This window comes from Pseudomonas sp. R1-43-08, from assembly GCF_003852255.1.
GTDB lineage: Bacteria > Pseudomonadota > Gammaproteobacteria > Pseudomonadales > Pseudomonadaceae > Aquipseudomonas.
In genome coordinates, this window is sequence record NZ_CP027734.1 from 676,174 (window position 1) to 694,860 (window position 18,687).

The 18,687-nt window shown below is 60.8% G+C and carries 18 protein-coding genes and 1 pseudogene; 10 read left to right on the forward strand and 9 right to left on the reverse strand.

Translation table 11 applies throughout. The features are described 5' to 3' along the window. Nucleotide 1 precedes the first annotated feature (1 nt). The 5 genes from livM (at nt 2) to C4J87_RS02850 (ending at nt 5,493) form a co-directional block, all read left to right on the forward strand. Entirely contained in the window at nt 2-1,279 is a 1,278-nt protein-coding gene (livM, locus tag C4J87_RS02825; protein ID WP_124365646.1) for a high-affinity branched-chain amino acid ABC transporter permease LivM, read from the forward strand. Next, a complete protein-coding gene (locus tag C4J87_RS02830; protein ID WP_124361048.1) occupies nt 1,276-2,151 on the forward strand; it encodes an ABC transporter ATP-binding protein in 876 nt (291 codons plus the stop codon). The genes livM and C4J87_RS02830 overlap by 4 nt, the downstream gene beginning before the upstream one ends. Beyond that, on the forward strand, nt 2,148-2,864 hold the full coding sequence (locus C4J87_RS02835; RefSeq protein WP_124365647.1) for an ABC transporter ATP-binding protein: 717 nt from the start codon (nt 2,148-2,150) through the stop codon (nt 2,862-2,864). Before C4J87_RS02830 ends, C4J87_RS02835 begins: the two co-directional genes overlap by 4 nt. A gap of 772 nt (nt 2,865-3,636) precedes the next feature. Beyond that, on the forward strand, nt 3,637-4,401 hold the full coding sequence (locus C4J87_RS02845; protein ID WP_124365649.1) for an SDR family oxidoreductase: 765 nt from the start codon (nt 3,637-3,639) through the stop codon (nt 4,399-4,401). A 186-nt stretch (nt 4,402-4,587) separates the two neighbouring features. Then, nucleotides 4,588-5,493, forward strand: coding sequence for a cation diffusion facilitator family transporter (locus C4J87_RS02850; RefSeq protein WP_124365650.1), 906 nt, complete (start codon nt 4,588-4,590; stop codon nt 5,491-5,493). Nucleotides 5,494-5,601: 108 nt separating this feature from the next. Here C4J87_RS02850 and C4J87_RS02855 read toward each other — a convergent pair whose 3' ends face one another. The 5 genes from C4J87_RS02855 to ureE form a co-directional block, all read right to left on the reverse strand. Next, complete coding sequence (locus C4J87_RS02855; protein ID WP_124365651.1) at nt 5,602-6,702, reverse strand: AGE family epimerase/isomerase; 1,101 nt, start codon at nt 6,700-6,702, stop codon at nt 5,602-5,604. A gap of 156 nt (nt 6,703-6,858) precedes the next feature. Beyond that, the gene (locus C4J87_RS02860; RefSeq protein ID WP_124365652.1) at nt 6,859-7,431 is read right to left on the reverse strand and encodes a HupE/UreJ family protein; all 573 of its coding nucleotides are present in this window, start codon (nt 7,429-7,431) and stop codon (nt 6,859-6,861) included. A gap of 20 nt (nt 7,432-7,451) precedes the next feature. Then, the gene (gene ureG, locus C4J87_RS02865; protein ID WP_017849719.1) at nt 7,452-8,066 is read right to left on the reverse strand and encodes an urease accessory protein UreG; all 615 of its coding nucleotides are present in this window, start codon (nt 8,064-8,066) and stop codon (nt 7,452-7,454) included. 22 nt (nt 8,067-8,088) lie between these two features. Next, on the reverse strand, nt 8,089-8,763 hold the full coding sequence (locus tag C4J87_RS02870) for an urease accessory protein UreF (RefSeq protein WP_124365653.1): 675 nt from the start codon (nt 8,761-8,763) through the stop codon (nt 8,089-8,091). Next, nucleotides 8,760-9,260, reverse strand: a complete 501-nt coding sequence (ureE, locus tag C4J87_RS02875; RefSeq protein ID WP_124365654.1) for an urease accessory protein UreE — start codon at nt 9,258-9,260, stop codon at nt 8,760-8,762. Before ureE ends, C4J87_RS02870 begins: the two co-directional genes overlap by 4 nt. Before the next feature lie 339 nt (nt 9,261-9,599). On the opposite strand from ureE, the gene C4J87_RS02880 reads away from it, so the two are divergent. Next, nucleotides 9,600-10,097: a C40 family peptidase gene (locus C4J87_RS02880; protein WP_124361056.1), complete on the forward strand. Its 498-nt coding sequence runs from the start codon at nt 9,600-9,602 to the stop codon at nt 10,095-10,097. A 4-nt stretch (nt 10,098-10,101) separates the two neighbouring features. On the opposite strand, the gene C4J87_RS02885 is transcribed toward C4J87_RS02880, so the two are convergent. Both C4J87_RS02885 and C4J87_RS02890 read right to left on the reverse strand, forming a co-directional pair. Continuing rightward, nucleotides 10,102-10,734, reverse strand: a complete 633-nt coding sequence (locus C4J87_RS02885) for a TetR family transcriptional regulator (protein WP_057702615.1) — start codon at nt 10,732-10,734, stop codon at nt 10,102-10,104. Between the two features lie 151 nt (nt 10,735-10,885). Beyond that, complete coding sequence (locus C4J87_RS02890; RefSeq protein WP_124365655.1) at nt 10,886-11,254, reverse strand: hypothetical protein; 369 nt, start codon at nt 11,252-11,254, stop codon at nt 10,886-10,888. 357 nt (nt 11,255-11,611) lie between these two features. On the opposite strand from C4J87_RS02890, the pseudogene C4J87_RS02895 reads away from it, so the two are divergent. Further along, nucleotides 11,612-13,677 (forward strand): annotated as a pseudogene (locus tag C4J87_RS02895) (AsmA family protein). Nucleotides 13,678-13,794: 117 nt separating this feature from the next. Here C4J87_RS02895 and C4J87_RS02900 read toward each other — a convergent pair. Continuing rightward, nucleotides 13,795-14,325, reverse strand: coding sequence for a bacterioferritin (locus C4J87_RS02900; protein WP_124365656.1), 531 nt, complete (start codon nt 14,323-14,325; stop codon nt 13,795-13,797). 236 nt (nt 14,326-14,561) lie between these two features. Here C4J87_RS02900 and C4J87_RS02905 point away from each other — a divergent pair, with 236 nt between their 5' ends. Together C4J87_RS02905 and C4J87_RS02910 are read left to right on the forward strand one after the other, a co-directional pair. Further along, a complete protein-coding gene (locus C4J87_RS02905) occupies nt 14,562-14,861 on the forward strand; it encodes a PsiF family protein (RefSeq protein ID WP_124361061.1) in 300 nt (99 codons plus the stop codon). Between the two features lie 177 nt (nt 14,862-15,038). Next, entirely contained in the window at nt 15,039-16,052 is a 1,014-nt protein-coding gene (locus C4J87_RS02910; protein ID WP_124361062.1) for an AI-2E family transporter, read from the forward strand. Between the two features lie 124 nt (nt 16,053-16,176). On the opposite strand, the gene C4J87_RS02915 is transcribed toward C4J87_RS02910, so the two are convergent. Further along, on the reverse strand, nt 16,177-17,445 hold the full coding sequence (locus tag C4J87_RS02915) for an Hsp70 family protein (protein ID WP_124365657.1): 1,269 nt from the start codon (nt 17,443-17,445) through the stop codon (nt 16,177-16,179). 236 nt (nt 17,446-17,681) lie between these two features. Here C4J87_RS02915 and C4J87_RS02920 point away from each other — a divergent pair, with 236 nt between their 5' ends. After that, nucleotides 17,682-18,620 (forward strand): DnaJ C-terminal domain-containing protein, encoded by a 939-nt coding sequence (locus C4J87_RS02920; RefSeq protein ID WP_124365658.1) that lies wholly within the window; start codon nt 17,682-17,684, stop codon nt 18,618-18,620. The last annotated feature ends 67 nt before the right edge of the window (nt 18,621-18,687 follow it).

Below are 18,687 nucleotides of genomic sequence, written 5' to 3' on the forward strand. Positions count from 1 at the left end.
CATGTCTGCTGCCAAATCTATCGATATCAAGAAAAGTGTGGTCGATACGGTCCTCGCCGGGCTGATTTCGCTGATCGTGTTCGGCCCGATCGTCGGCGTGGTGCTCGACGGCTACAGCTTCAACCTGGAACCGGCGCGCGTGGCCACGTTGGTCGCCATTGTGATGGCCGGGCGCTTTGCCCTCAGCCTGTTCCTGCAAACCCCCAAGGGCGTGAAGATCCTGCAGGGTTTCGAAAGCAGCGGCTCCGGCGTGCACGTGCTGGCGCCGGACTACAAGTCGCGGCTGCGCTGGATCATTCCGGCGTTGATCGTGATCGCCATCGTGTTTCCGATCTTTGCCAACAAGTACCTGCTGACCGTGGTGATCCTCGGGCTGATCTACGTATTGCTCGGCCTGGGCCTGAACATCGTGGTGGGCCTGGCCGGTCTGCTCGACCTGGGTTATGTGGCGTTCTACGCCATCGGCGCCTACGGCCTGGCGCTGGGTTACCAATACCTCGGCCTGGGTTTCTGGACGGTGCTGCCGCTGGCCGCCATCGCGGCGGCGTTGGCGGGGTGCATACTCGGCTTTCCGGTATTGCGAATGCATGGTGACTACCTGGCCATCGTGACCCTGGGCTTCGGTGAAATCATTCGCCTGGTGCTCAACAACTGGCTGTCGTTCACCGGTGGCCCGAACGGCATGCCGGTGCCTTCGCCGACCTTCCTCGGCCTGGAGTTCGGCAAGCGTGCCAAGGACGGCGGCATCCCGTTCCACGAGTTCTTCGGCATTGATTACAACCCCAATATCAAGTTCATGTTCATCTACATCGTGCTGTTCCTGGTGGTGCTGGCCGTGCTGTACATCAAGCATCGCCTGACCCGCATGCCGGTCGGGCGTGCCTGGGAAGCCCTGCGCGAAGATGAAATCGCCTGTCGCTCGATGGGCCTGAACCACGTACTGGTCAAGCTCTCGGCGTTCACCATCGGTGCCTCCACGGCCGGTTTGGCCGGGGTGTTCTTTGCCAGCTACCAGGGCTTCGTCAACCCGTCGTCGTTTACCTTCTTCGAGTCGGCGCTGATCCTGGCCATCGTGGTCTTGGGCGGCATGGGCTCGACGGTCGGTGTGGTGATCGCGGCGTTCGTGTTGACCGTTGCCCCGGAACTGCTGCGCAGCTTCTCTGAATACCGCGTGCTGCTGTTTGGCGTGCTGATGGTGGTGATGATGATCTGGCGACCGCGCGGCTTGATCCGCATCAGCCGTACCGGTGTGACACCACGTAAAGGAGTGGCGCCATGAGCAAGGAAGTCGTCCTTTCCGTTGAACACCTGATGATGCACTTCGGTGGCATCAAGGCCTTGAGCGACGTGAGCCTCAAGGTAAAGCGCAACTCGATCTTTGCCCTGATCGGCCCCAACGGCGCAGGCAAGACCACCGTGTTCAACTGCCTCACCGGTTTCTACAAGGCCAGTGGCGGCAAGATCGAACTCAACGTGCGTGGCAAGCAGACCAATGTGATCCAGTTATTGGGTGAGCGCTTCCAGGCCACCGATTTCGTCTCGCCGAAAAGCTTTTTCAGCCGGGTGTACTACAAGATGTTCGGCGGCACCCATTTGGTGAACCGCGCGGGCCTGGCGCGGACCTTCCAGAACATTCGCCTGTTCAAGGAAATGTCGGTGCTGGAAAACCTGCTGGTGGCCCAGCACATGTGGGTCAACCGCAACATGCTCGCCGGTATCCTCAACACCAAGGGCTACCGCAAAGCTGAAAGCGATGCCCTCGACCACGCCTTCTACTGGCTGGAAGTGGTCGACCTGGTGGACTGCGCCAACCGCCTCGCCGGCGAGCTTTCCTACGGCCAGCAGCGCCGCCTGGAAATCGCCCGCGCGATGTGCACGCGGCCGCAGATCATCTGCCTGGATGAACCGGCAGCGGGCCTCAACCCTCAGGAAACCGAAGCCCTCAGCGCGATGATTCGCCTGCTGCGCGACGAACACGACCTCACAGTGGTGCTGATCGAACACGACATGGGCATGGTGATGAGTATTTCCGACCACATCGTGGTGCTGGACCACGGCAACGTGATCGCCGAAGGCGGGCCGGACGCGATCCGCAACGACCCGAAAGTGATCGCCGCCTACCTGGGCGCAGACGAAGAGGAACTCGTATGAACGGGCCTATCCTCGAAATGAAGGACCTGGACGTGTTCTACGGCCCGATCCAGGCCCTGAAAAAAGTCTCGCTGCACATCAACGAGGGCGAAACCGTCAGCCTGATCGGCTCCAATGGCGCGGGCAAATCCACGCTGCTGATGTCGATCTTCGGCCAGCCACGGGCCGAGTCGGGGCAGATTCTCTACAACGGCGTGGACATTACCCACAAGTCGTCCCACTACATCGCCTCCAACGGCATCGCGCAATCGCCGGAAGGGCGGCGGGTATTCCCCGACATGACCGTCGAGGAAAACCTGCTGATGGGCACCATCCCCATTGGCGACAAGTTCGCGCAGGAAGACATGCAGCGCATGTTCGAGCTGTTTCCACGGCTCAAGGAGCGGCGTAACCAGCGCGCAATGACCATGTCTGGTGGCGAGCAGCAAATGCTCGCCATCGCCCGCGCGCTGATGAGCCGGCCCAAGCTGTTGCTGCTCGATGAGCCAAGCCTGGGCCTGGCGCCGATCGTGGTGAAGCAGATCTTTTCCACCCTGCGCGAGCTGGCCTCCACCGGGATGACCATCTTCCTGGTGGAGCAGAACGCCAACCACGCCCTGCGCTTGTCGGACCGCGCCTATGTAATGGTCAACGGCGAGATTCGCCTGACCGGTACGGGCAAGGAACTGCTGGTGAATGAGGAAGTGCGCAACGCCTACCTGGGCGGGCACTGACTGCGCGGTATCCTCTGGGAGGGGGCTTGCTCCCGATAGCGGAGTGTCAGTTTCAGATGTGCTGACTGACAAAACGCTATCGGGAGCAAGCCCCCTCCCACATTGTTTTGTGTGATCCACAAGGCCTGCGCCAAATTGTGGAAAACAAATTCAGCTCCCCTCCAAAGCGCGACATATAGCCGCCGCAAATCCCTGTTTTGTCACAGTTTTGACTTGTCCCCATCCGCTGTGGAACCGGCTGTGGGTAAGGTGGGAGTAGCTGGCTGCAGGCCTCTGAAACCGTGGCTTGCAGCGGTGTGGTTAGTATTTGATCAGCCACTTTTTCGCGACCCTTCGAGGGGTTTGTCAACCTGTTTAAAGACACAGGTATATGACCGTTGCATGTCACTCCTGCCTGTGGATAAGTCTGTGACTAAACTCTGGAAAGACTGCCGCAGAGGCCGGAATGACTGGCCTGGAGCCATCGTCTAGATGTTCACCGGGGAAAACGCCTACATACGCCTCTTTCCAGGTCAAGCAAAAAACTTTCTAAAAGCTCCTGCAGGCCTTGTATCACGCGGCTCAAGGCGATTTGCACTTGCCCCCAAAGACTGTGGGCGCAGTTGTGGATAACCTGCGCGTATGTGGCTGCAGGCCCTGATCTGCATAGCTCTGCCCGGCGTGGTTAAAAAGTGATCAGGCGAGTAGGAAGATGCGCGCGTAGCGGTTGCCGCGAGGGCAGCGTAAGGGCATTCTGCTGGCAACTTTTCCCGTTGCCCGCAAGGAGACCACCATGTCCGACACGCTGTTTATTACTGGCGCCACTTCAGGTTTCGGTGAAGCCTGTGCCCGCCGTTTTGCCGACGCCGGCTGGAAACTGGTGCTCACCGGCCGGCGTGCCGAGCGCTTGAATGCGCTGGTCGAAGAGCTCTCCAAGCAGACCGAAGTGCATGGCCTGGTGGTGGACGTGCGGGATCGCAAAGGCATGGAAGACGCCATTGCCAACCTGCCGCCCTCGTTCGCCACGTTGCGCGGGCTGATCAACAACGCCGGCCTGGCCGTGGGCACCGACCCTGCGCCCAAGTGCAACCTCGACGATTGGGAAACCATGGTCGACACCAATATCAAAGGGCTGCTGACCACCACCAACCTGCTGCTGCCGCGCCTGATCGCCCATGGCCGTGGCGCCGGGATCATCAACCTGGGTTCCATCGCCGGTAACTACCCTTATCCGGGCAGCCATGTGTATGGCGGGTCCAAGGCGTTCGTGAAGCAGTTCTCGCTGAACCTGCGCTGCGATCTGCAAGGCACCGGTGTGCGGGTGACCAACATCGAGCCGGGCTTGTGCGAGAGCGAATTTTCCCTGGTGCGTTTCGGCGGTGATCAGGCGCGTTATGACGCGACCTACGCGGGCGCCGAGCCGATCCAGCCGCAGGATATTGCCGACACGATCTTCTGGGTGCTGAATACGCCGGCGCACGTGAATATCAACCGCTTGGAGCTGATGCCGGTGAGCCAGACCTGGGCTGGGTTTGCGATTGAGCGTGGGGCCAAGTAAGGCTCAACTGATTGTTCCCACGCTCCGCGTGGGAATACCGCCGGGGACGCTCTGCGTCGCGCTTTGCTGGTGACGCAGAGCGTCACACCATGCATTCCCACGCAGAGCGTGGGAACGATCAAAGGTACACTCCGCTCCTGAAAACCCTCCGCACTGTGCGGTTTAAAGGTTTTGACGGGAGGAAATGTGAGTAACCGAGGTGAGCAGGCACTGCTCAAACAATCGACCATCCTGATGTTCGCAGTTGCGATCGCCGGGATTGTCACGGGTGTGATATCCGGCGCCCAATCCATTCTGTTCGACGGCTTTTTCTCGCTGATCGCCACCGCCATCAAGGTGTTGATGCTGATCACGGCCAAGCTGATCGCCAAGAAAAGCAACGAGCGGTTCCAGTTCGGTTACTGGCACCTGGAGCCTATGGTGCTGTTGATCGAAGGCAGCTTTCTGCTGTTGATCGCCATCTATGCGTTTCTCAACGGCGTGTTCGGCATCATCAACGGCGGGCGCGAGATCGAGTTGGGGCTGGTGATCATTTATGCGGCGGTGTTTACCGTGGTGGAGTTCGCCTACTTCTTCTATGTGCGCTACCGCAATCGCACGCTGAAATCCTCGCTGATCCAGTTCGACAACATCAGTTGGCTGGTGGATGCGATGCTGTCGGTAGGCCTGTTGATCAGCTTTCTGGCGGCACTGCTGCTCAAGTCCCAGGGGTATGGCGAATGGGCGGTGTATGTCGACCCGCTGATCCTGATCCTGTTGGCCCTGAGCATGCTGGCACCGGCGTTCAAGATCCTGCGCCCGGCGTTGCGTGAGGTGCTGGGGATCGCCCCGGATCACCTGGACGACACCGTGCGTGAAGTGATGGACGCGGCCAAGGCCAGGCATGGCTTCGACGACTACGTGTCCTATGTGCAAAAGCACGGGCGGGCGCGGTTCATCGAAATTCATGTGGTGTTGCCGGCGGATTACCCGGTGGATAACGTCGCGACCCTCGACCGGCTGCGCGAAGAGATATCCACTGGGCTCGGCACGCCGGATGCGGCTCGCTGGCTGACGATCAGTTTTACGGGGGATCGCAAGTGGATTGCGTGAAGTCAGTTAGACCGAGGTGAGGCCATCGGGAGCAAGCCCCCTCCCACATTTGAATGCATTCACAAATCAAAGTGTGGGAGGGGGCTTGCTCCCGATGAGGCCTGAAGGTCAGCCCAAATGCTGGGTCAGACCCTGATAGCAAGTCGCCAAATGATAAGGTGTGGTAGAAGGCATATCCCGGCGGCTCACCTGACCGTCGGCATCCAGGCATTCATGCCAACCCTTCCCATGCAGGAAATGCTCTTGCAGCGCCAGCAATTGACGCTGCAGCACTGCCTCGCTGTCAGGTCTCAGGGTCAACGCCCGCAGGTATTCAGCCTGCGCCCAGATACGCTGGGTGCCGTCGCGCACCGTGCCATCCACAGACAGCATGCCGCTGACCGCACCGCTTAACTTATCCACACCCTTTTGCTCGGCATACGCAAACGCTCGCGTCAGTGAGGCATGCAGCGCTGTACCGCGCAGCACCTGCGACGACTCGAGCAAAAAGAACCACTCGAACTGATGCCCTGGCTCGAACCAGTTATCCACAGCGCCCAGGGGTTTTTCCATCATTACGCCGTGCTGGCGGTCGATAAAGCGCTTTTGCAGGGCGCCGGCCAAGTCCAGCAATGCGTCACGCGTGAGGGGATCGTCACGCACCGCCAGTGTGGCGAGAAAGCCTTCGGCCAGGTGCATCAGCGGGTTCTGCAAGGGGCCCGACTTGAGGCTTGACCAGTTGCGCTCGAGCACCGCTTCGTAGAGGCCGTCGCCGCTGGCGAAGCGTTCGGCGACCACGGCAAGCGCGGCATTGAGCACCGATTCCACCAACGGTTCACGCACCTTGGCCCAATAATGGGCGCAGGCAAAGATGATGAAGGCGTGGGTGTAGAGGTCTTTGCGTTTATCCAGCGGCTGCCCGGCCGGGTCGATGCTGTAGAACCAGCCGCCGTGTTCGGCGTCGTGGAAGTGTCGTTGCAAGGAGCGGAACAGTGTGGCGGCGCGTTCCTCGGCAAAGGCTGCACCGGGTTCGCCGATCAGGCTGGCGAACAGGTACAACTGCCGGGCGCAGGCCATGGCGCGGTAGCGTTGTGGGGGTAACGGCTGGTGATCGGCGTCCAGTGCCTCGTACGGCAGCGCCAGGTCGGCATTCCAGCCCGGGCCCTGCCAGAGCGGCACGATCAGGTTGTGGAAGTGCGTGAGCACGGAGTTCAAAAGAGGTTGGGGCATCGGCTGGCGTCGTCACGGCAGGGGTGTGGCGCGCATGGTATCAGGCTGATCGTTCCCACGCTCTGCGTGGGAATGCTTTTCATGACGCTCCGCGTCATGCGTAGGAACGCGGAGCGTCCCCGGCTGCATTCCCACGCGGAGCGTGGGAACGATCTATCAGCCCGCCAACAACCAGACCCCAGTCGCCGCCGACGCAGCCCCGGCCACCCGCACCAACGGTGCCGCCGCCGCTGGCAGCAAACGTACCACCGCATAGCCCGCCGCGTGCAGCGCCGCAGTTGCGCCGACAAACCCCGCCGCATACGCCCAGGGGCTGGACATGTCCGGCAGTTCCAAGCCATGGGCCACGCCGTGAAACAGGGCAAACAACGCCGTCGCCGCCACCGCCACGAACAACGGCGGCCGTACTACCAGCGCCACCGCCAGGCCCAGCGCCAGCACCGAGGCGGCAATCCCGCTTTCCAGCGCCGGCAATTGCAGGCCTTCAAACCCCAGCATGCCGCCAATCAACATGGTGCCGACGAAAGCGCAAGGCAGAGCCCAGCGTGCATTGCCTTTTTGCTGCGCCGCCCACAACCCGACCGCAACCATGGCCAGCAAGTGATCGAGACCGCCCAGCGGGTGGCTGATGCCGGCAACCAGGCCATTGTCGCCGTGACCCGGGTGAGCAAACGCGAGGGCGGGGGCCAGCAGCAACGTGGCGGCGGCGAACAGTTTCTTGAGGTTCATACACAGGCTCCGTAGGGGGATCAGGCAGCGGTCAGCAGGCCTTGGCGTTCGATAAAGGCGACGATTTCATCCAGGCCGACGCCGGTTTTCTGGTTGCTGAACACAAAGGGTTTGCCATTGCGCATGCGTTGGGTGTCGCTGTTCATCAACTCCAGCGAGGCACCCACCAGCGGCGCGAGGTCGATCTTGTTGATCACCAGCAGGTCGGATTTGCAAATACCGGGCCCGCCCTTGCGCGGGAGTTTGTCGCCGGCGGACACATCGATCACATAGATGGTCAGGTCTGACAGCTCGGGGCTGAACGTCGCCGACAGGTTGTCGCCGCCGGACTCCACCAGAATCAGGTCCAGGCCGGGAAAACGCCGGTTGAGTTGGTCCACCGCCTCCAGGTTGATCGAGGCATCTTCGCGGATGGCCGTGTGCGGGCAGCCGCCGGTTTCCACGCCGATGATGCGCTCCGGCGCCAGGGCCTGGTTGCGCACCAGGAAATCGGCGTCTTCGCGGGTGTAGATGTCGTTGGTGACCACCGCCAGGTTGTAGCGGTCGCGCAGCGCCAGGCACAGGGCCAGGGTCAGGGCGGTCTTGCCGGAGCCTACCGGGCCGCCGATGCCGACGCGCAGGGGTTGTGTGTTCATGTCAGGTTCTCCAAAAACAGTCTCAGGAACGGAACAGGCGGCTGTACTGGCGTTCATGAGCCATGCACGCCAAAGACAGGCCAAAGGCGGCGCTGCCCAGATGATCGGGTTCGATGCGGTCGGCCTCCTGCTGGGCCTGTTGCAACAGCGGCAGCAGCTCGCTGGTCAGGCGCTGCGCGGCTTGCTGGCCCAGGGGCAGGGTTTTCATCAGCACGGCCAGTTGATTTTCCAGCCAGCTCCATAGCCAGGCGGCGAGCGCGTCTTCGGGGCTGATTGCCCAGGCCCGCGCGGCCAGCGCCCAGCCGAGGGCGAGATGGGGTTCAGGGTGTTGGGCAAGAAAGTCGCGGGCGGCGGCGTCCAGTTCCGGCAAGCCATTGAGCAGTTGCTGCAGGGAGTAGCCCATCTGCCGGCTCTCCTGATACAGCTCGCGGGTTTCGCGGCTGGCACGGTGTTCTTCACACAGCTGCGCCAGGCGTGGCCACGCCTGTTCTGTGGCCGCGCGGCAATGGGCGAGCAGCAACGGCGCTTCGAAACGCGCGAGGTTGAGCAGCAATTGATCGCTGATCCAGCGCCGCGCGCTGGCGGCATCGTTGACGCGGCCGTTGTCCACGGCCATTTCCAGGCCCTGGGAATAGCTGTAGCCACCAATCGGCAACTGCGGACTGGCCAGGCGCAACAGCGCCCAGGCTGGGTTCATAGACGCACGCCGAACTGATGCAGCTTGGGCGCGTAGTTGAAGGCTTCATCGCCATGCCGCGAATGATGATGGCCACCACCGTAGGCCCCGTGTTCAGGCTGGAAGGGCGCCTCAATGGTGTGCACGTCGGCGCCCAGCTGCTCAAGCATGGCCTTGAGCACATAGTCATCGAGCAGGCGCAGCCAGCCATCGCCAACCTGCAGGGCCACATGGCGGTTGCCAAGGTGATAGGCGGCGCGGGTCAGTTCAAACGCGTTGCGGCAGGTGACATGCAGCAGCTGTTCAGGGCGCGCGCAGACACGTACGACGCGTCCGTCTTCAGCTTGTAGGAATTCGCCATCATGCAGCGGCGGTTGCCCACGCTCCAGAAACAGGCCGACGTCTTCACCCTCGGCACTGAAACAGCGCAGGCGGCTTTTGCTGCGGGCTTCGAAGTTCAGCAGCAGTTCGGCGGCCCAGAGGGCTTGCGGGGCGATTCGGCGGTGGATCACCAGCATCAGAAAGCTTCCGGCTATGAGCGATAAGGGAGCTAGAGCAAGGGGCTTGCCAACCCGGCAGGCGCGTAGGAATTTCCTGTCAGCAGGGCGCGAGCGCCACAAGGCAGGGCACTCGCTGAGTGCATCTGTGTTGCAATTTGGTGCGCTTAAGCGGGTTTTAGCACCGGAAAAGGGCATTTTGCGTGGTGAGCGGCCGTGTGTTGCATGAAACTTCTTTCATCCAATTCTTCGTGGCGTTTTTAAGGATTTTTCCCACAAGGCTACGGGAATCGGCCTTCGTGAAGTTACACGGGGGTTGTTTAAGATTCGCGCCGTGTTTAATTCACTGCGATGTTCATCATGTTCAAGTCACTTATCTGTTCCGTCATTGTCAGCCTGTCGTGCCTTATCTCATCAGCCTCGGCCACTCTTCAACAGCCGCCCACCTTTGTTTCCAAGCCCGCATCGTCCTCGGTCGACGATGTGATCGACCGGGCCCATCAATTGCTCGGCACACCCTACAAGTGGGGCGGTACGTCTACCGAGCAAGGGTTCGATTGCAGCAGTTTCCTGGTCTATCTCTTCAAGACCGAAGCGAATATTCAGCTTCCGCGCACTACGGCTGCGATGCACCGTTCCACCGCCGCGACCATCAAGCGCACTGCGTTGAAGCCGGGCGACGCGGTCTTTTTCAAAGGCAACGGGCAGGGGCGGGTGAGTCACGTCGGGCTGTATATCGGCGAAGGCAAATTCATTCATTCACCGCGTACCGGCAAAAATGTGCGTATCGATTCGTTGAGCAATACCTATTGGAGCAAGAACTACACCACGGCCAAGCGCTTTCATACGGCCGGCTGAGGCATTACTCGGTACTGCCCAGGCCTTGCCAATGCTTGAGGCCGATAAAGATGAAGCGCAATTGCTGGGTGATCTTCGCCTGGGGCGTGAGATGGGCAGGCAACGCGTGGGCGGGTGGGTCGATGATGTCGGGCAGGGTGGCGAATACGCTTTTGACGATGAGGTCGGCCATTACGTGCAAACCTTCGGCATCCAGGTGTTGCAGCTTGGGCATCAGCGTGAGGTCGGCCGCCAGGTCGCGGGTGATGTCTTCGCGCAGGGCGCCGATGGCCTGGCGCACCGCCAGGCAACCGCCATATTGTTCGCGGGCCAGGAACAGGAATTGGGAACGGTTGGCCGAGACCACATCGAGAAAGATCCGCACAGACGCATCGATGATCCCGCCCATTACGAATTCGTTGTGGCGCACCAGGCGAATCGTGGCGCGGAAGGTCTGGCCGACTTCACTGACCAATACGAGCCCAAGCTCGTCCATGTCGGCGAAATGGCGATAGAACCCGGTAGGCACGATACCCGCTGTCTTGGCCACTTCGCGCAGACTCAGGCTGCCAAACCCACGGCCACACTCCATCAGATGGCGGGCAGCGTCCATCAAGGCGAGGCGGGTCTGTTGCTTCTGTTCGGCGCGGGGCAGCATGAGCGGATGGGCTTTGTCGGCGAGTACAGCGACGCACTCTAGCAAAACCGCTTTGCCGGCGTCGAACTTGGCGGGGGCGAGACGTGACGCGGTCTATATAAAAGCGAAAGCCCGATCGACAGACCGGGCTTTTTTCTGGGCCACCATGGGCTTAGCTCTGTGCTTGATGCAGTTCTTCCAGACGGTCGGCACCGCCTTCGGCAAGACCTTGGGTGTAGGCACGATCATTGGCTTGTTCAGCACCGCCTTCTACCAGACCTTTTTCTTGCAGGCGGTCGTTGCCACCTTCGGTCAGGCCTTCGGTGTAGGCGCGTTTGTTGGCCTGTTCCGAACCGTTTTCAGCGACGGCGCCTTTGGCGTAGTCACGATTTTCGTCTTCTTGCGAACCGCTGCGCGCCAGGGTCTGGCTGGACTGCACGGCTTGGGCTTTGTTCTGTGGGGTGGCCTGTTCGGCAGCTGGCAGGGCAAAGGCACTGGAAGCCAGGATGGATAACAGGACGGTAGCGACTTGGCGTTTCATGAGGGTTGCTCCTTGGGAGGGCGATAAAGTGGGTACAGGGCTAATGCTACTCTTGATAAGTCGATATAAAAGTTCATAAAGACAATGGTAATAATCAACAGAATTGATTGTTCCCACGGGAGGCTCTAGAACGCGCCTCTCAAGCACGCGGTTTTGCACCGGGGTGGGTATTTTCGACACGAACCTGGGTAACAATGGTGCGTCGTTGATGATCAACCTTGTCGGATTGATCAGGAAAATCGGTTTTTTCGGCTAAATCGGCCGTTGCGTTAAACCCCCAGGCACTTTGCCAGTCGTAGTCCTATAAGCTGTGTCAAAGGCTGTTGCCCAGCCAGTCGTATTCAGGAGCCCTGTGCAATGACGCGCACTCGAAAAATTGTCGCTTGGAGCTGCGCCAGCTTCGTTCTGTTGATTGCCATCGCGGTATTGGTCCTGGTGTTCTTCGACTGGAACCGCATCAAGCCCCCCTCAATGCCAAGGTCTCCGAAGAGTTGCACCGCCCGTTCGCCATCAATGGCAACTTGGCGGTGGTGTGGCAGCGCGAGCCCGACGAAGGCGGCTGGCGGGCGTGGGTGCCGTGGCCCCATGTGATTGCCGAAGACCTGAGCCTGGGCAACCCCGACTGGTCCAAGCAGCCGCAGATGGTCACGCTGAAGAAAGTCGAGTTGCGTATTTCGCCATTGGCCTTGCTGGCACAACGTGTGGTGATCCCGCGTATCGACCTCACCGAACCGAGCGCCGACCTGCAGCGCCTGGCGGACGGCCGGGCCAACTGGACCTTCAAGTTCGACCCCAAGGACCCCGACGCCGAGCCTTCCAGCTGGGTGGTGGACATCGGCGCCATCGGCTTCGACAAGGGCCACGTCACCCTCGACGACCAGACCCTCAAGACCCGCCTCGATGTGATCATCGACCCGCTGGGCAAACCGATTCCTTTCGGTGAAATCGTCGGTGACGCCGATGCCAAAAAGGCCTTGGAGAAAGGCTCGGCGCCGCAGGACTATGCGTTCGGCCTCAAGGTCAAAGGCCAATACCATGGCCAGACGCTCGCCGGCACCGGCAAGATTGGCGGGCTGCTCGCCTTGCAGGACGCGGCCAAGCCGTTCCCGCTGCAGGCCCAGGTCCAGATCGCCGACACCAGCATCGCCCTGGCCGGCACCCTGACCGACCCGCTCAACCTCGGCGCCCTCGACCTGCGCCTGAAGCTGTCGGGCAGCAGCCTCGGCAACCTCTACCCGTTGACTGGCGTGACATTGCCCGATTCGCCGGCGTACTCAACCGACGGTCATTTGATCGCCAAGCTGCACGAAGCCAGCGGCGCTTCATTTCGTTATGAAAACTTCAACGGCAAGATCGGCAACAGCGACATCCACGGCAACCTGGCCTACGTTGCGAGCCAGCCACGGCCCAAGCTCAGCGGCGCGCTGGTGTCCAACCAGCTGCTGATGGATGACCTGGCACCCTTGATCGGCGCCGACTCCAACGCCAAGCAGAAAGCCCGTGGCGGCGAAAGCAAACAACCGGCCACCAAAGTCTTGCCGGTTGAAGAGTTCCGCACCGAGCGCTGGCGCGAGATGGATGCCGACGTGGAATTCACCGGCAAACGCATTGTGCACAGCGCCGACCTGCCTTTCACCGACCTCTATACGCACCTGGTGCTCAATGATGGTGAGCTGAGCCTCGAGCCCCTGCGCTTCGGCGTGGCCGGCGGCAAACTCGATGCGCAGATCCGCTTGAACGGCCGCACCACGCCGATGGAAGGCCGCGCGAAACTCACGGCGCGTAACTTCAAGCTCAAACAGCTGTTCCCGACCTTTGAACCGATGAAAACCAGCTTTGGTGAACTCAACGGCGACGCCGATATTGCCGGGCGCGGCAACTCCGTGGCAGCACTGCTGGGCACGGCCAACGGTGACTTGAAGATGCTGATCAACGACGGCGCCATCAGCCGTGGCCTGATGGAAATCGCTGGCCTTAACGTGGGCAACTACGTGGTGGGGCGCCTGTTTGGCGACAAGGAAGTGAAGATCAACTGCGCGGCGGCGGACTTCGGCATCAAGACCGGTTTGGCGACGACACGCTTGTTTGTGTTCGATACCGAGAACGCGATCATCTACGTCGATGGCACAGCGAATATGGCGACCGAGCAGTTGGACCTGACCATCACGCCGGAGTCCAAGGGCTTTCGTCTGTTCTCCCTGCGCTCGCCGTTATATGTGAACGGGCCGTTCATCAAGCCCAATGCCGGGGTGAAAGCCATCCCCCTGGCGCTGCGCGGCGCGGGCATGGTCGCCCTGGGTGTGATCGCCGGCCCGGCTGCCGGGTTGCTTGCACTGGTCGCCCCAAGTGGCGGCGAGCCGAATGCGTGCGCACCGTTGCTGCAACAGATGCGAGAAGGCAAGGCGCCGAAAACCGTGAAGTAATAACGAAATGTGGGAGGGGGCTTGCTCCCGATAGCGGTGTATCAGCCAATCAATCTTTGACTGAAACAATGCTATCGGGAGCAAGCCCCTCCCACAGGGGTATTGCGGTGTTGCGGGTTACAGACCCTGCAGAATATCCGCCATGTCATCGGCGTGTTCTTCTTCCTGGGCCAGGATCTCTTCGAAGATGCGACGGGTAGTCGGGTCTTTATCGCCGATGTACTGAATGATCTCGCGGTAGCTGTCCACCGCGATGCGCTCGGCCACCAGGTCTTCGTAGACCATTTCTTTCAGCGAATTGCCCGCCACGTATTGGGCGTGGGAATTCTTCGACAACAGGTCGGGGTTGAACTCCGGCTCGCCGCCCAGTTGCACGATGCGTTCGGCGAGTTTGTCGGCGTGTTCGGCTTCCTGGGTGGCGTGCTCCAGGAACTCGTCGGCGGCGACGCTGGCTTTCAGGCCGCTGGCCATGAAGTAATGACGCTTGTAGCGCAACACGCAGACCAGCTCTGTGGCCAGCGCTTCGTTGAGCAGGCGGATGATTTCTTCGCGGTCGGCGTTATAGCCTTCGGTCACGGCACCGTTTTCGACGTTCTGGCGGGCGCGGCTGCGCAGGGTCGCAACGTCAGTCAAGTGTGCTTCAGTCATCTCAATCTCCTGGGGCTAATCCGGTTTTACGCCACGCTCTGCCGGCGTGATCGCTCCAGGTTGTGAGTCGCGCAAAGGGCGAAAAGTTTTATCGGATTTAACCGGATGTGTCATGAGCACTCCGTGTACTGGCATCGCGGCGACTGGAATATCCATGGCCGGTGAAGTTGTAACGAGTTTTGACTACACTGCGCTGTAGGCCGCGCCCTTCGGCACGGTAACCGGGAGAAAACTCCATGAAGATGCTGCGTATTCCGTTGATCATGATGAGCCTGCTGCTGTGTTCCCAAGGTTTTGCCGCCACCGCCCAGCAAAACAAAATGACCACCTGCAATGCCGAAGCCTCCACCAAGACCCTCAAGGGCGACGAGCGCAAGGCCTTCATGAAGACCTGCCTGTCGGCCCCGGCGGCCAATGACGCCAAGACCCTGACCCCGCAGCAGCAGAAGATGAAGGATTGCAACGCGTCGGCGAAAACCAAGGCGTTGGCCGGTGATGCGCGCAAGACCTTCATGAGTACTTGCCTGAAGAATTGATAGCCCCAGGCCATAGAAGGCTGCGACACTCGTACACAGCCCCCCTGTAGGAGCGAGCTTGCTCGCGAAGAACTCAATTACCCCCGCGTTTATTCAGAATAAACGCGTTATCGTTGGCGACCTTCGCGAGCAAGCTCGCTCCTGCACATCCTTTAACGCCGTTCGTTTTGAGGCTGTATGCCAACGTTTTCTCAGCGTCATGTGTTGTTGCTGTCCAGCTACATCATCATTTTCGGCGGGTTGCTGCTGGTGCTGCCGCTGAAACTGCTGCCCAGCCTGCTGGCTGGCCTGTTGGTCTATGAACTGGTCAACATGCTTACGCCCCAGCTACAGCGCCTGATCGAAGGGCGGCGTGCGCGCTGGCTGGCGGTGGCCTTGCTGGGTACCTTGATCGTCAGCGTGCTCACGCTGATCTTCGCCGGCGCGATCAGCTTCCTGCTGCACGAAGCGGAAAACCCCGGCGCCTCGCTGGATAAATTCATGCATGTGGTCGACCGCGCACGCGGCCAGTTACCGCCGTCCATCGATGCCTATCTGCCCGCCAGCGCCGCCGAATTCCGCGTTGCCATCGGCGACTGGCTGAGCAAACACCTGAGCGAACTGCAACTGGTCGGCAAAGACGCGGCTCATATGTTCGTCACCTTGCTGATCGGCATGGTGCTCGGCGCGATCATCGCCCTGCAGCGCGTGCCCGACCTGACCAAGCGCAAACCCCTGGCCGCCGCGTTGTTCGACCGCCTGCACCTGTTGGTCCAGGCGTTTCGCAACATCGTCTTCGCCCAGATCAAGATCGCCGCGCTCAACACCGCCTTCACCGCCGTGTTCCTCGCCGTGGTGCTGCCGCTGTGTGGCATTCACCTGCCGCTGACCAAAACCCTGATCGTGCTGACCTTCCTGCTCGGCCTGCTGCCGGTAATCGGCAACCTGATGTCCAACACCCTGATCACCATCGTCGCGTTGTCGCTGTCGATCTGGGTCGCGGTGGCGGCGCTGGGGTATTTGATCGTGATTCACAAGGTCGAGTACTTCCTCAACGCGCGCATCGTCGGCGGGCAGATCAGTGCCAAGTCGTGGGAGTTGTTGTTGGCGATGCTGGTGTTCGAGGCCGCGTTCGGCTTGCCGGGGGTGGTGGCGGGGCCGATTTATTATGCGTATTTGAAGAGTGAGCTGAAGCTCGGTGGGATGGTTTAGGTTTTGTGTTGCCTGGGCTGACGCCATCGGGAGCAAGCCCCCTCCCACATTTTGACCGTGTTCACAAATCAAAGGTGGGAGGGGGCTTGCTCCCGATGGGGGCGCCGCAGATTCAAGTTACAACTCAGTTGCCGTAACGTTTGCTGGCCTCAATCGCCAACCCACTGCCGATACTGCCAAAGATATTCCCTTCCACATGCCGCGCATTCGGCAGCATCGCCGAGATGCTGTGGCGCAGTGCCGGGATCCCGCTGGAACCACCGGTGAAGAACACCGTGTCCACCTGGGCCACATCCACCGAGGCGTCGTTGAGCAGTTGGGTCACGCTGTTGCGCACGCGCTCGAGCAGGCCATCGATGGCCGATTCAAACAGGTTGCGGCTCAGTTCCACGCTCAAGCCAGGCTCAACCCGGTCCAGCAACACCAGGCGGCTGTCTTCATGGGTCAGCTGGATCTTGGTCTCTTCCACTTCCATCGCCAACCAGTGCCCGGCACGCTGTTCGATCAGCTTGAACAGGCGGTCGATGCCGCCGGTGTCTTCGATGTCGTAGCGCATGCTGCTCAGGGCCAGCTGGGATTTCTGCGAGTACACCGAGTTGATGGTGTGCCAGGTAGCCAGGTTCATGTGGTGGCTGGTCGGCATGTAGGCGCCGCTTTTCATGCGGCTGCCGTAGCCGAACAGCGGCATCATGCCTTGCAGGCTGAGCTGCTTGTCGAAGTCGGTACCGCCGATGTGCACGCCACCGGTGGCGAGGATGTCGCTCTGGCGGTTGTCGTTGTGACGACGGTCCGGCGACAGGCGCACCAGGGAGAAGTCGGAGGTACCGCCGCCGATGTCGACGATCAGCACCAGCTCTTCTTTTTCGATGGTCGACTCATAGTCGAACGCGGCGGCAATCGGTTCGTACTGGAACGAGATGTCCTTGAAGCCGATCTTGCGGGCCACGTCGACCAGGGTGTTTTCCGCTTCCTGGTCGGCCATCGGGTCGTCATCGACGAAAAACACCGGGCGCCCCAGCACCACTTCTTCGAACTCGCGGCCGGCGGTGGCTTCGGCGCGGCTCTTGAGCTGGCCGATGAACAGCGCCAGCAGGTCGGTGAACGGCATCGCCGTGCCCAATACGCTGGTGTCGTGCTTGATCAGCTTGGAACCCAGCAGGCTCTTGAGCGAGCGCATCAAGCGGCCTTCGTAGTTCTCCAGGTATTCGTGCAGCGCCAGGCGACCGTACACCGGGCGGCGTTCCTCGAAGTTGAAGAACACCACTGACGGCAGGGTGATCTTGTCGTCCTCCAGCGCGATAAGCGTCTCCTCGCCGGGGCGGATCCAGCCGACGGTGGAGTTGGACGTGCCGAAGTCGATGCCGCAGGCACGGGCTGGGGATGGGTTTTTCATGTCGATCGGGTTCCGGTTGCAAAACGGCCGCGCAGTGTATGCCAGTCGACGCCGGATGCGTAGGCCGACCATCCGTTAAATAGCGCTTGAAAGCGCGTGATTCGCCCCCACATCTGGTGCATACGGCAAGTGCCTGTAAAACTCCGACGCACCCCAGGCCGCAAGACTCAACACGTGCAAACCAGCGCACCTTGTGTCCGGGCTGTGCGATCTCGTTTAAGGATGGTGAACCACCGATGGATTTCAAAGACTACTACAAGATTCTGGGTGTCGAGCCGAGCGCCGACGACAAGGAAATCAAAGCCGCCTATCGCAAGCTCGCGCGCAAATATCACCCGGACGTGAGCAAGGAAAAAGACGCCGAAGCCAAGTTCAAGGACGCGTCTGAAGCCTATGAAGCCCTCAAGAGCGCTGACAAGCGTGCCGAGTACGACGAGCTGCGCAAATATGGCCAGCACGGTCAGCCGTTCCAGGGGCCACCTGGCTGGCAGAGCCGTGGCGGCTTTGGCGGTAGCGCGGGCACTGAGGATTTCTCGGACTTCTTCAGCTCGATCTTCGGCTCGCGCAACGACGGGTTCGGCGGCGGCCAGCGCCGCCCTGCCGGACGCAAGGGCCAGGACGTAGAGATGCAGTTGTCGGTGTCCCTCGAGGAGACGCTGTCCACCGAGTCCAAGCAGATCAGCTTCCAGGTGCCTCAGTACGACGCTTCTGGCCGGCACGTGAGCAATACGGTCAAGAACCTGAACGTGAAGATCCCGGCCGGTGTGGCCGACGGTGAACGCATCCGCCTCAAGGCCCAGGGCGCGCCCGGAATTGGCGGCGGCGCCAACGGTGATCTGTACCTGATCATCAAGTTCGCGCCCCACGCCAAGTTCGAAGTGGATGGCGAAAACCTGGTGATCAACCTGCCGCTGGCGCCGTGGGAATTGGCGCTGGGCACGGAAGTCCCGGTGCCTACGCTGACCGGCAAGATCAACCTCAAGGTGCCCGCCGGCAGCCAGAACGGCCAGCGCATGCGCGCCAAGGGCCACGGGTTGCTGAACAAGGCTGGCCAGCGTGGTTTCCTGTTCGTGCAGCTCAAGGCGGTGATGCCGCCGGCAGGTAGCGACGAGGTGAAAGCGTTGTGGCAGGAGCTGGCCAAGAAAGCCAACTTCAACCCGCGCGAGAACTTCTAAGCTGCCTTAATGTAGGAGCGAGCTTGCTCGCGAAGATCGTCAACGATAACGCGTACAACCTGAATAA